The 13,505-nt window shown below is 59.0% G+C and carries 8 protein-coding genes; 4 read left to right on the forward strand and 4 right to left on the reverse strand.

Going from position 1 to position 13,505, the window contains the following annotated elements; translation table 11 throughout:
• Positions 1-20: 20 nt before the first annotated feature.
• A complete protein-coding gene (gene pheT / locus AC1DNI_RS01245; RefSeq protein WP_477690531.1) occupies positions 21-2,429 on the forward strand; it encodes a phenylalanine--tRNA ligase subunit beta in 2,409 nt (802 codons plus the stop codon).
• 130 nt (positions 2,430-2,559) lie between these two features.
• On the opposite strand, the gene AC1DNI_RS01250 is transcribed toward pheT, so the two are convergent.
• Together AC1DNI_RS01250 and AC1DNI_RS01255 are read right to left on the reverse strand one after the other, a co-directional pair.
• Positions 2,560-3,372 (reverse strand): aspartyl/asparaginyl beta-hydroxylase domain-containing protein, encoded by an 813-nt coding sequence (locus tag AC1DNI_RS01250; RefSeq protein WP_477690532.1) that lies wholly within the window; start codon positions 3,370-3,372, stop codon positions 2,560-2,562.
• A gap of 199 nt (positions 3,373-3,571) precedes the next feature.
• Positions 3,572-4,567: an aldo/keto reductase gene (locus AC1DNI_RS01255; protein WP_477690533.1), complete on the reverse strand. Its 996-nt coding sequence runs from the start codon at positions 4,565-4,567 to the stop codon at positions 3,572-3,574.
• A 100-nt stretch (positions 4,568-4,667) separates the two neighbouring features.
• Between AC1DNI_RS01255 and AC1DNI_RS01260 the strand changes: the two genes are divergently transcribed.
• Complete coding sequence (locus tag AC1DNI_RS01260) at positions 4,668-5,558, forward strand: LysR family transcriptional regulator (RefSeq protein WP_477690534.1); 891 nt, start codon at positions 4,668-4,670, stop codon at positions 5,556-5,558.
• Positions 5,559-5,595: 37 nt separating this feature from the next.
• Entirely contained in the window at positions 5,596-6,582 is a 987-nt protein-coding gene (locus AC1DNI_RS01265) for a Gfo/Idh/MocA family protein (protein ID WP_477690535.1), read from the forward strand.
• A 72-nt stretch (positions 6,583-6,654) separates the two neighbouring features.
• Here AC1DNI_RS01265 and AC1DNI_RS01270 read toward each other — a convergent pair whose 3' ends face one another.
• Together AC1DNI_RS01270 and AC1DNI_RS01275 are read right to left on the reverse strand one after the other, a co-directional pair.
• A complete protein-coding gene (locus tag AC1DNI_RS01270) occupies positions 6,655-9,534 on the reverse strand; it encodes a S10 family serine carboxypeptidase-like protein (RefSeq protein ID WP_477690536.1) in 2,880 nt (959 codons plus the stop codon).
• Positions 9,535-9,652: 118 nt separating this feature from the next.
• Entirely contained in the window at positions 9,653-10,813 is a 1,161-nt protein-coding gene (locus AC1DNI_RS01275; RefSeq protein ID WP_477690537.1) for a zinc metalloprotease HtpX, read from the reverse strand.
• Positions 10,814-11,067: 254 nt separating this feature from the next.
• On the opposite strand from AC1DNI_RS01275, the gene dnaK reads away from it, so the two are divergent.
• The gene (dnaK, locus tag AC1DNI_RS01280) at positions 11,068-12,990 is read left to right on the forward strand and encodes a molecular chaperone DnaK (protein WP_113279893.1); all 1,923 of its coding nucleotides are present in this window, start codon (positions 11,068-11,070) and stop codon (positions 12,988-12,990) included.
• Positions 12,991-13,505 lie beyond the last annotated feature (515 nt).

A 13,505-nucleotide genomic window follows, 5' to 3' on the forward strand; every position in this document is an offset into this window, starting at 1 on the left:
ACCTGAAAACGAGTGAAATCATGAAATTCACACTCTCCTGGCTAAAAGACCACCTTGAAACCGATGCGTCGCTCGACAAGATCGTCGAGACCCTGACGATGATCGGGCTCGAAGTGGAGTCGCTCGACGACAAGGCGGCCTTGAAGCCCTTCGTCATTGCCAAGGTGCTGACTGCGGCCCGCCATCCCGACGCCGACAAATTGCAGGTTCTGACCGTCGACACGGGCGACGGCAAACCGCTACAGGTTGTCTGCGGCGCACCCAATGCGCGCGCCGGCTTGATCGGCGCGTTTGCGTCGCCCGGCACCTATGTCCCGGGCATTGATATTACACTGTCGGTCGGCAAGATTCGCGGTGTCGAGAGCCATGGCATGATGTGTTCGGAACGCGAATTGCAGATGTCTGACGAGCACAATGGCATTATCGACCTGCCGGAAGATGCGCCCGTGGGCACCAGCTTTGCCGCCTATGCCGGGCTTGACGATCCGGTCATCGAGATCAATCTGACGCCGAACCGTCCGGATTGCACCAGTGTTTATGGCATCGCGCGCGACCTGGCTGCCGCCGGCATCGGCAAGCTCAGGCAACAGGCGATAGCGCCGGTGAAGGGAACGGGAGAGCCTCAGGTTGGCGTCTCGCTCGATGTTGATAGCCACCTTTGCCCGGGTTTCGCCTGGCGCACGGTCAAGGGCGTCAAGAACGGCCATAGCCCGCAATGGCTGCAGCAGCGGCTGATCGCCATCGGCCTGCGACCTATCAATGCGCTTGTCGATATTACCAACTACCTGACCTTCGACCGCGGCCGACCCTTGCACGTGTTCGACGCCGACAAGGTGAAGGGCGATCTTACTGTTCGCCATGCCAGGGCAGGCGAGGAAATCCTCGGCCTCAATGGCAAGGAGTATAAGCTCGGCCCGGACAATGTCGTCATCGCCGATGCCGATGGGGTCGAGTCGATCGGCGGCATCATGGGCGGCGAACATTCCGGCTGCGACGAAAACACCACCAATGTGGTGATTGAATCGGCCCTGTGGGATGCGATGAACATCGCTCGTACCGGCCGCAATCTCGGCATCATCACCGATGCGCGTTACCGCTTCGAGCGCGGTGTCGATCCGGAGTTCATGATTCCTGGGCTGGAACTGGCAACGCAGCTTGTGCTCGATTTCTGCGGTGGAACGCCGTCAGAGGCGAAGGTCGTCGGCTATGAAGGCCACCCGCCGAAGGTGGTCCGCTTCCCGCTATCGGACGTCAAGCGCCTGACCGGCATCGAGGTGCCTGCCCCAACCAGCCTCGACATCCTTTCGCGCCTGGGTTTCGTGCCACAAGGCACGGGCGAGGCTGTGGACGTGATCGTGCCCTCCTGGCGTCCCGATATCGACGGTAAGGCCGATCTCGTCGAGGAGGTGATGCGTATCCACGGCGTCGACCTCATCAAACCGCAAGCGCTGCCGAGCCATGCGACGGTCAATGGCAAGATTCTGACAACCCTGCAGATCCGCACCCGCCACGCCCGCCGGGCACTGGCAACGCGGGGCATGATGGAAGCTGTCACCTGGTCGTTCATTTCCGAAACGGCCGCCAAGGCATTTGGTGGCGGCCAGCCGGAATTGAAGCTCGCCAATCCGATCGCTTCCGATATGTCGGATATGCGCCCCTCCCTGCTGCCCGGCCTGCTTGCTGCCGCCCAGCGCAATGCCGATCGCGGCTTCAGCGATCTTGCCCTGTTCGAGGTTTCCGGAACCTATGAGGGCGACACACCGGAAGCGCAGCGGCGCGTTGCCGCTGGCGTTCGCCGTGGCACCGCCCGTCTCGACGGCTCAGGCCGCCATTGGTCCGGCAATGCCGCGCCCGTTGGTGTTTTCGACGCCAAGGCCGATGCGCTCGCCGTGCTTGAGGCTTGCGGCGCGCCGGTGGACAAGCTGCAGATCGAATCCGGTGCTCCCGGCTGGTATCATCCCGGACGGTCGGGGGTAATCAAGCTTGGTCCCAAAGTGGTGCTCGGCACCTTTGGCGAGTTCCATCCGAAGACCCTGGAGACGCTCGACGTCGGCAGCACGCTGTGTGGCTTCGAGGTTTTCATCGACGCTATCCCGGAGCCGAAGCAGAAGGCGACGCGTACCAAGCCTGCGCTCAACCTGTCCGATTTCCAGGCGCTTCGCCGCGACTTTGCGTTCATCGTCGACAAGGGCGTTGAAGCTGGCGCGATCGTCAAGGCCGCTCTCAACGGCGACAAGAAGCTTGTGACAGGCGTTCAGGTCTTCGACGTGTTCGAAGGCGCATCGCTCGGCGCGGACAAGAAGTCCGTGGCGATCGAGGTGGCGATCCAGCCGCAGGAGCGCACGCTGAACGACGAGGATCTGGAGGCGCTTTCGAAGCGGATTGTCGAGAATGTCGCCAAGCAGACCGGGGGCGTATTGCGGGGATAACCCCTCCCCGGACCACGTCGTTCCCACTGCTATCGCGGGTCATTGGCGATCCGCCTAGTCCTCGGGACAAGAGCCCGAGGATAATGGCAGAGTCTATAAGGCGAAAGAAGAAGCAGAGGCGAACCTTGCCTTACTTCTGAATGACCTTCCAGTTCTTGTAGAATACCGAATTGCTGCCCTTGAGCACGACGCCCATGAAGGCGACGACGGCGGCAAAGAACCCCGGTACGTAGGACGGACGCAGGATATCGACGAAGAGGCAATAGCGCGTCTGGTCAGTCTGGTTCACTGACTGGTGCATCAGCGTATCATCAAAGATGAAGAGCTTGTCGTCCTTCCAGTAACTGGTGGTGTCGCCGCACCAGATATAGGCCGAGCGGTCATTCATGTCGTTGATATTGTAGAGGACGCGGATCGTTGCGCGCATCGGCCCGAAGTGCTTCGACGTCGAATTCTTCTTGTTGAAGACCGAAACCCCGATCGTCTTCACGAAGTTGTACTTCTCGTAGAACGAAGGCACGTTGGCGAAGCTCGGCTGATCCTTGCCGTACCATTTGAAGAAGAACATGCTGCGCGATTGCTGCTCGGCGCGCTGCTGCAACTGGCCGACGATATTCTCCTTCTGAGTCGCCGTAATCAGGCGCTTGACCTCGGCCTGATAGTCGGAAGGCAGGTCCTGCAGGCGGTAAACGCCCTTGTTGATATAAGGGAGCGAGAGAAGGTCGAGAACGATATTCAGCGGCGAAAGAACCCAGGTGAAAATGCCGTTGCCGAAGAAATACTGTTCGATCACCTGCAAGTTGAGATTCTTGTTGCGCGACAAATCATAGATGCCGCAGATCAGATAGAAGATCACCAGATAGGGTACGAACCAGGCGATAATTGCCAGTACAACCAATCCGATACCCCAGCGCCTAAGCGACTTTTTCGTTGCTTTTTCCATGATGTTCCAGTTGAGCGCCATTATAGATTGGCCAACGGCGCGGCTTGTTGAGACAAATCGATCCTGCGCGATATACAACCGCCGACGCGTTTTTAAAAGTGGCGAAGAGCGGTCAGGTATAGGCACCGAGGGGTGATAGACTGTCAAGCCTCTGGAAGGAATGGCAGGGCGCCCTTTCGGAAACGCCGTGCGGTTGCAATCAGCCGTTGACGAGGGCGAGAGCCGCCTCGGTATAGCGCTTGCCGGCAACGCGGTTGGGAGATAGCGCATCCCCGATCTTCGCAAGGTCCGCCGTGGACAATTCGATATCAGCCGCGGCGGCATTCTCCTCGAGGTGCTTGATCTTGCGTGCGCCCGGGATCGGTACGATAAAATCACCCTGATGCAGCACCCAGGCGAGCGCGAGCTGCGCCGGGGTGACACCCTTGTCGCCAGCAAGGCCCTTCAGCGTGGCGATCAGCACCGCATTGGCATCCATGTTTTCAGCCTGGAAGCGCGGCAGTGTCCGCCGCCAGTCATCCGTTCCGAGTTCGTCGGGCTTGCTGATCGTGCCGGTCAGAAGGCCGCGCCCGAGCGGGCTATAGGGAACGAAGCCGATGCCCAACTCCTTGCAGACTGCAAGAACCTCGTCTTCGGGATCGCGACTCCACAGGGAATATTCGCTCTGAACAGCGGCGATAGGGTGCACCTTGTGCGCACGGCGGATCGTGGCGGCACTCGCTTCGGAAAGGCCAAGCGCCTTGACCTTGCCTTGCTTTACGAGGTCGGCCATTGCCCCGACCGTATCCTCAATCGGGACGTTCGGATCGACGCGGTGCTGGTAGAAGAGATCGATCTGTTCAATGCCGAGGCGTCCGAGCGAGGCCTCCGCGACTGCTTTCACATGCTCCGGACGGCTGTCGACGCCGGCCATGCGCGCTGCGCCCACGCCCTCGTCGGAAATCTTGAAGCCGAATTTCGTGGCGATCACCACCTTGTCCCTGCGGTCTTTCAGCGCCTTGCCGACCAGAATCTCATTCTCGAACGGGCCGTAGACCTCGGCCGTGTCGAAGAAGGTGACGCCGATATCGACTGCGTGCTGCAGCGTGTGGATCGCATCTGCTTCCTCCTGCCCGCCATAGGCGAAGCTCATGCCCATGCAGCCGAGACCGACGGCCGAGACGTTGAGTTCCGTTCCAAGTTTGCGTTTTTCCATCACTGATCTCCTTGTCTCGTGTGGTGAGCCGAAGATAGGGCCTGTCGGAGTGTTCGATAATTCCTTGTTGGTGGCACAGCTTGTTCGATATGGTAGATCAATGGAACGATCCCGCCTGCCGCAACTTGCCGTTTTCGCCAGTGTCGCCGCCTGCGGCGGCTTTCGCGGTGCGGCCAAGGAACTGGGCATAGCGCCATCCGCAGTGAGCCACGCCATTTCCAGTCTCGAACAGGCTTTGGGCGTCAGGCTGCTCGCTCGCACCACGCGCAGCGTCACCGTCACCGAGGAAGGCGCACTGCTCTTGAAGCGGCTGCGCCCGGCGCTCGGCGAGATAGACCTTGCGTTCGATGCGGTCAAGGAAGCGAATAACCGCGTTGCCGGCAATCTGCGCCTCAGTGTTCCGCCCTTCGCCGCCCACTGGCTGCTTGCGCCGCGGCTCGCCGCCTTCAGCGCGGCCTATCCCGGGGTCACGCTGGAACTCAGGGTCGAGGAACCCTTCAATGATATCGTCGCCGCCGGTCTTGATGCCGGCATGCGCCTTGGCGAAAGCCTCGAGCCCGACATGATCGCCGTACCGCTGAGCGGTCCGATCCATGCCAATATCGTCGGCACCCCTGCCTACCTCGATGCGCACCCGCTGCCGTTACATCCGCGCGATCTTGCCGCGCATCGCTGTATCCGTCGTCGCTTCGCAAGCGGTCAGGTGTATCGCTGGGAGTTTGAAAAGGATGGCGAGGAGATCGTCATCGATGTGAATGGCCCATTGATCCTTGGTGATGACGGTCTGGTTATCGCCGCCGCCCTTGGCGGTGCCGGGCTCGCTTTTCTCCTCCAGCATATGGCGCAGGATGCGATTGCCGACGGTCGCCTGCGCTGCGTCCTTGAAGATTGGTGCGCGCCATTTCCGGGCGTCTATCTTTATTATCCGAGCCGCCGGCAAATGCGCCCGGCGCTGCGCGCCTTCATTGATTTCTTCCGCTTTACGACCTAGAGCAGTGCTTCCATTCGCCGAAACAGGAGAAGCCGTCATGTTCCGCTGGGGTGTTTTATCAACTGCCAAGATCGGAGTGACAGCCGTCATTCCGGCAATTTGCGACGCGGAAAATGGCGTTCTCGCCGGGATTGCCAGCCGCGATCTTGCCAAGGCGCGCGCAGTTGCCGATCGTTTTGGCGCGCCACATGCATTCGGCTCCTATGAGGATATGCTCGCGTCCAGCGAAATCGACGGCGTTTACATCCCGCTGCCGACGTCCCAGCACGTCGAATGGTCGCTGAAAGCCGCCGAGGCCGGCAAGCACGTCCTGTGCGAGAAGCCCATTTCGCTGAATGCCGGTGAAGTCGATGCGCTGCTGGCCGCGCGCGACAAGAATGGCGTTTTGATTTCGGAGGCCTTCATGGTCACCTATCATCCGCAATGGCTGAAGGTGCGGGAGCTTGTCGCCGACGGCGCCATCGGTACGCTGCGCCAGGTCCAGGCGGCCTTCACCTATTTCAACAAGGACGCCGGCAATATGCGCAATCAGGTGTCGCTCGGCGGCGGCGCCCTGCCGGATATCGGCGTCTATCCGACGGTCGCGACACGATTCGTTACCGGCAAGGAGCCTTTGCGTGTCGCCGCGAGCGTCGAGCGCGATCCCGAATTCGGCACCGATCGCTATGCAAGCGTCCGGGCCGATTTTGACGGGTTCGAACTCACTTTCTACGTCGCCACGCAACTCGCCGCCCGTCAGTCGATCGTATTCCACGGCGACAAGGGGTTTATCGAGGTGCTGGCGCCGTTCAACACCGGCAAATACGATCATGCCAAGATCACGCTGCACAATGCCAACCATAGCAGCGCGACCGAGTTCAACTTCAGCGATGCAAACCACTACCGTCTGGAGGTCGAGGCCTTCGCCCGCGCCGCCAAAGGCGAGAAAGGTCAAATATTCACGCTGGAGGACTCGGTGCGCAACCAGAAGCTCATCGATGCGATCTACCGCGCCGATAAGAGTGGGACCTGGGAAACGGTTTGAGTGGGAAACTCTAATAAAAAACCGGCGGTCTCGCCGCCGGTCTTCATCTTGCTTGCCGCTTGGGCCTAGGTTCTAGTTTTTCGCGGCAACCGTTGTTGTTGGCTGCGCCATGTAGAACTCGTCCAGCGCTTTCTTCATTGGGCCCCGCGCCGCCTCCGTATAGTAGGTCATGTGCCCGCCCTCGAATACTTTCACGGGTACGGATTTGTCGAGCCCGGCCTGTTTCAATGATGACTCGGTACTAAAGAATGGCGTTGACATGTCGTAGTAACCATGGACGACCAGCATTTTCAATTTAGGATCAAGCTTGAGTGCCTGCGCTATTTCGACCACGCCGCCCCAGTCGGGTCTTGGATCAAAAGTACAGCCGCAGAAAGTAGCATATTCACCCTCGGGAAAATAATTGAGATATGCCGGTAATCTCGAACTAAGGTGCTCGCCAAAAATCTTTTCTTCAAAAAGATCGACCTTATAGTCTGCTTTCAATCGCGTGTCGTACTGCCCGCCGCCGTATCCAGATACGTTGAGGGGTATATCGCCATAGTTCGAGAACGCTTGATCTGCCGTTAGCGAAGGATCGCCGAAAATATTCCGCAGCTCCTTTAGCGTTTCCTCCGCCTTGGCAGGTGTGTCGGGATCTTTAAACGTATATGCCGCAGGCAGGCCGCTCTTTCCTCCACCTCCAGATACTTGTATCTTGTCGTTATACTTGAAATATGTAGGGGCGAACCTGTCCTTGAAGAACCCGCGCAGATAATCGGCATAATCATCCAGGGTGAGTTTGCCGCGCCAGCTCTTCGCCGGGCCAAGCAGATAATCGGCCGTAAAGGCTTTGGTGGGTAAGTTCAGAATGCAATACCCAAAGTTGAACTGGGGGCAGCCATTCCCTATCAGCAACGGCGACTGAAAGACGATGCCAGTGAGCACTTTGGTCGGTTTGCCGGAAGGGTCGGGCTCGTAAAGGCTGGTGCCGGCATTTTCGATGAGCGCGCCGGCATAGGCGACGCGGGATCCGCCAAAGGATTCGCCGTACAGGTATTTGGGCGAACTCTGCCGGCTGTTCTTGCTGACATAGCGTGCCACGAAGTCGCGAACGATCGCGGCGTCGGTGTCGGAGAAGTAGAATTCTTCATTCTTGTGCGGAGCGATCGCTTTGGAATAACCTGTGCCGACGGGATCAACGAAGACGATGTCGGTCTGGTCGAGCAGCGTATCCGAAGTCTCGATAAGCGGAAATTTCAGGTCCTTTTCAAGTTTCGGAATATTGGGCGTGTCGATTTTCAAGCGTTGCGGTCCCCAGGAGGCGTTATGCAAGAACACCGAGGAATAACCTGGGCCACCATTGAAGAAGAAAGTGACGGGACGGTTTTCAGGAGGCAGGTCATCCCGCGTATAGGCCATATAGAAAATCGCCGCCTTCGCGTCTTTCTTGTCAGGGTTTTTTGAGTCCCTTGGCGCATAGGCGATGTAGTGACCGGCTTTGGCGGTAAACCAGACCGTCTTGCCATTGATCGTCATTGAATGACGCATCGACGATGGCGTTTCGTCCACCGGCGTCGCGTCACTTGCGGGATGATCCTTTTGGTTGAATGCATAATCCGCCGGAGCGACCAGCGCGTAGGCTTCTTCGTCGAGACCCACTTGCTTCAGAGCGTCCACGGCCTCGTAGGGCTTGCCTGCCGCCATCAATTCTGCAGCCTTCAGGCGAGCAACCGCGCCTGGGTCGACCGTCGCGGCCGGAGGTGTCGGTGCCCCTCTTCCAGTTGATTCCGTCGCGCCCCTTCCAGTGGATTCCGGTGCCACCGCTACAGTTGTTTCCGGGGTCACCGCTTTAGATACTTCCGGCGCCCCCGCTCTCGTGGCTGACGGCACACCGGCTCGCGTGGCTTCCAGCGCCCCCCTTCCAGTGGCCTCCGGCGCTCCCCGTCCAAGTGTTTCCGGCGCAATCGCTTTGGTTGGTTCCGGCGCCACCACCTTGGTTGGCTCCGGGATCACTGCTTTGGTTTCCGGCGCCGCCGTTGGAGTGGTTTGCGGAACACCCCTTCCGGGTGCTTCCGGAACTACCGCTACAGTTGTTTCCGGGGCGACTGCTTTAGTTGGTTCCGGCGCAATCGCTTTGGTTGGTTCCGGCGCCACCACCTTGGTTGGTTCCGGGATCACCGCTTTGGTTGTTTCCGGCGCCGCCGTTGTAGTGGTTTGCGGAACACCCCTTCCAGGTGCTTCCGGAACTACCGCTACAGTTGTTTCCGGGACCACTGCTTTAGTCGTTTCCGGCGCCACCACTTTAGTTGTTTCCGGGATCACCGCTTTGGTTGTTTCCGGCGCCGCCGTTGTAGTGGTTTGCGGAACACCCCTTCCAGGCGCTTCCGGCGCCACCGCTACAGTTGTTTCCGGCGCAATCGCTTTGGTTGGCTCCGGCGCCTCCACCTTGGTTGGTTCCGGGATCACCGCAACAGTTGATTCCGCGACCACCGCTTTAGTCGTTTCCGATGCCCGCGTTGTAGTTGCTTGCGGAACACTCCTTCCAATTGTTTCCGGCGCCACCGCTACAGTTGTTTCGGGGACCACTGCAACAGTTGTGGTTGCTTCCGGGACCGCAACTACAGCTGTTTCCGGCGCTACCACCTTGGTTGCCTCCGGGATCACCGCAACAGTTGTTTCCGGCGCTCGCGTTGTAGTGGCGTGCGGAACACCCCTTCCAGTTGTTTCCGGGGTGACCTCCGCAGTTGGTTCCGGCGCCCCTGCTTTGGTTGCCTCCGGCGCCACCACGATAGTGGTTGCCGGCGCAACCGCCTGAGCGGTTTCTGGCGGCGCTGCCGGAGGCGATGCTTCAAAGGTTGCCGCCGAGGAAACTTCGACGGGAAGCGCTGCACCTGAGGGGGCCGGGTTATCGGAATTGTCGCAGGCAGCGAGGCCTAAAAGTGGAAAAAGGTAAAGTATTTTTAAGTTCATTTGAATTCCCCTATGAAAAGGCGAATTCAGCAGATGAAAACGGTGGTGACAATTCAACCAAAGTCGCGGTCTGGATGTTTTTTGAGCAAAAGCAGAGGTTATTTTGGGGGGAGGGTACCTACCAATAGACTCCGCCACGGGTCACATGGACTCGCGGATCGCCGTCCGGCGTATAAAGGCTTGCAGCGCATGCCTCGCAGTCGGCATCCTTGTCGGCGACGACCGGATGCGTCGCCTGCGTATTGATGAGTGACAGGATCTCAAGGTTGTTGGAGTTCCAGCGGCCATATTGCTGGCCAATCTGCGGGACTGATCGCGGGCGGGTGCGAATATGCTCCTGCGGCTCAAGCGCCAGTTTGACAAGAATGTCGTCCGGCATCTTTTCGCCGCGCGCCACAACGGCGCACGCATCCTTCAAGGCCAGCAGCCGTGCGACGCGGGCCTCGGTCAGCGGGTGCGTGCGCAGGACCGAGGGATCGGGTATGCGCCCGCCGGGCAGGATCAGGCTTTCCCAAACCTTGCCTTGCGCCTTTTCGAGCTTCGTCAGCGCATGCGCGAGGCCTTCAGGATCGCCGGTGAGCATTGCGGCACCGAGATCGGCATTGAATTCGCGCGTGCGCGAAAGCGCCATTTGCAGGAGGCCGCCGACCGTCGGAGCCACCAGCAGCACCAGAACCCCAAGCCAGGGTATCTGCGGCGTCGATCCGCTGGCGAGCCAGGTAATATTGAAAAGCAGCGAGACAATGCCGATCGTCGACATCAGGGACGTGAAGCGGGAGACCGTGTCGGCAAGCGCCATAACCCGCAAATCTTTGTTGCGGATATGGCTTATTTCGTGGGCGAGAACGCCGGTGAGTTCGCGCGCGGTAAGGGTCCTGACCAACTGATCGGTTACAGCGACGACCGCCGTTTCTCTGGAGCCGACGGCAAAGGCGTTCATCATCCTCGAGGGGATGACGTGGAGCTTCGGCACGGCTGCAAGTTCGGCCCGGCGGGCGAGTTCCTCGACGATTGCCAATCCTTGCGGAAATTCCGATTGGGTGACGGGCCGCGCCTTGTACATGGCAAGCACCATTTGCGGGCTGATGCGCCTGATCGCATAAAGGCTGATGCCGCCGAAGACGAGGGCATAAGCAATGCCTGCCGGCCCTGCCAGGGTCCAGGCACAGGCGATCAGCAGCGCAAGGCTGCCTGCGAGCAGCAACCAGGTGTGCAACATGTTGATCAACTGGCTGCGGCGATGCTCAGGAATATGGGGATGAAGCGCGCTTTCGGTCATCCTCGAAATATGGGGTCATCGCCGGATTTGGGCAATAGAGCGCCCCAGACCCGGTTTTTACGACTCTTTTGCAACATTTCCCCCGACAAATGCTGTAGCTTAGAACTTGCATGGCAAATTTACCCTTCTTATATAGCCCCCAACAATGTAAGTACCGCTCGCCTCGGCGGTCCCCTATTGTTGAAACCCCCTAGGGGCTGCTGAATGGAATGCTCGGCAGAGGTCCCAGCAGCCTGCTGAATGGAGATGAAGTAATGGCAAAAGTTATCGGTATTGATTTGGGAACGACCAATTCCTGCGTCGCCGTCATGGATGGCAAGAACGCGAAGGTCATTGAAAATGCGGAAGGCGCGCGCACGACGCCATCCATCGTTGCATTTACGGATAGCGACGAACGCCTCGTTGGCCAGCCGGCCAAGCGCCAGGCTGTCACCAATCCGGAAGGCACCGTCTTTGCGGTCAAGCGCCTCATCGGCCGCCGCTTCGACGATCCGACCGTCGAGAAGGACAAGAAGCTCGTCCCCTATCACATTGTGAAGGGCGACAATGGCGATGCCTGGGTTGAAGTCCATGGCAAGAAATATTCGCCGTCGCAGATTTCCGCAATGGTCCTGCAGAAGATGAAGGAAACCGCCGAAGCCTATCTCGGCGAAAAGGTCGAGAAAGCCGTCATCACGGTTCCGGCCTACTTCAACGATGCCCAGCGTCAGGCGACGAAGGATGCCGGCAAGATCGCCGGTCTCGAAGTCCTGCGCATCATCAACGAGCCGACTGCGGCCGCTCTCGCCTACGGGCTTGACAAGAAGGAAGGCAAGACGATTGCCGTATACGATCTTGGCGGCGGCACGTTCGACGTGTCGATTCTCGAGATCGGCGACGGCGTCTTCGAAGTGAAGTCGACCAATGGCGATACGTTCCTCGGCGGTGAAGATTTCGACATGCGTCTGGTCGAATATTTCGCAGCCGAGTTCAAGAAGGAACAGGGCATCGACCTGAAGAACGACAAGCTCGCGCTGCAGCGCCTCAAGGAAGCCGCCGAAAAGGCAAAGATCGAACTTTCCTCGGCACAGCAGACGGAAATCAACCTGCCGTTCATCACCGCCGATGCGACGGGTCCGAAGCATCTGACGATGAAGCTGTCGCGCGCCAAGTTCGAAAGCCTCGTCGACGATCTGGTCCAGCGCACGGTCGAGCCCTGCAAGTCGGCGCTCAAGGATGCCGGCCTCAAGGCTGGTGAGATCGATGAAGTGGTTCTCGTCGGCGGCATGACCCGCATGCCGAAGATCCAGGAAATCGTCAAAGCCTTCTTCGGCAAGGAACCCCATAAGGGCGTCAATCCGGACGAAGTGGTCGCAATGGGCGCCGCCATTCAGGCCGGTGTTCTCCAGGGCGACGTCAAGGACGTACTCCTGCTCGACGTCACGCCGCTTTCGCTCGGCATCGAAACACTGGGCGGTGTCTTCACCCGCCTGATCGAGCGCAACACGACGATCCCGACGAAGAAGTCGCAGACTTTCTCTACGGCCGAGGACAATCAGTCCGCCGTGACGATCCGCGTCTTCCAGGGCGAGCGCGAAATGGCTGCCGACAACAAGGCGCTTGGCCAGTTCGATCTCGTCGGCATTCCGCCAGCGCCGCGCGGCGTTCCGCAGATCGAGGTCACGTTCGACATTGACGCCAACGGTATCGTCAATGTTTCGGCTAAGGACAAGGGCACCGGCAAGGAACACCAGATCCGCATCCAGGCATCCGGTGGACTCTCCGACGCCGACATCGAGAAGATGGTGAAGGACGCCGAAGCCAATGCCGAGAGCGACAAGAAGCGTCGCGAGGCTGTCGAGGCGAAGAACCAGGCGGAAGCTCTGGTCCATTCAACCGAAAAGTCGCTGAAGGACTATGGCGACAAGGTTTCGGCTGAGGACAAGGGTGCCATCGAGACCGCGCTTGCTGACCTGAAGTCTGTAATCGAAGGCGATGACGCCGAAGTCATCAAGGCAAAGACGCAGACCCTTGCCGAAGCTTCGATGAAGCTTGGCCAGGCAATGTACGAAGCCTCGCAGGCTGCGGAAGCAGCTGAAGGTGCCGCAGGCGCCGAGGCAACGGCCAAGGCCGACGACGATGTGGTCGACGCCGATTTCGAAGAAATCGACGAGGACGGCAAGAAGAAGTCTGCCTGACGTCTGTTAAAGAACATACGGAAAGCCCGGCCATCGTGCCGGGCTTTTTGTTTGCGGGGTTAGACTTTCGCTCAATTGAGCGCTGCGGAAAATAGGCGTATCTGGCGTATTCAATCGGTTGAATTGCTACTGGGAGGAGCAATCGAACCAGGTCCGTATTTCGGACCCTTGCCCTCCAAGCTGTTTCAGCAGGATTCAATATTGAATTCATTGGAGGAAAGTCATTTTGAAGAAGACATTTATCACCGTCCTTCTCGGGTGCACGATGCTCGCTGGCTGCAACGACGGCAACGACAAGGCCAGTGCCGGTAACGACCAGGGTACATTCGCTTCGCAGATTGACACGTTGAACAAGACCAACGCTGCACTGACGGCACAGGTCGACGAACTTCAAGCCGCCAACAAGGGCGCGTCGGAAGTGGCAGTCGGATTGTCCGCGCTTGCTGCCGAGGTCAATGCGCTCAAGGACGCCAACCTCAAGGCTTCGACAGAAATCGCCGGGTTGTCATCCGAGG

This window comes from Phyllobacterium sp. 01N428, assembly GCF_056399405.1.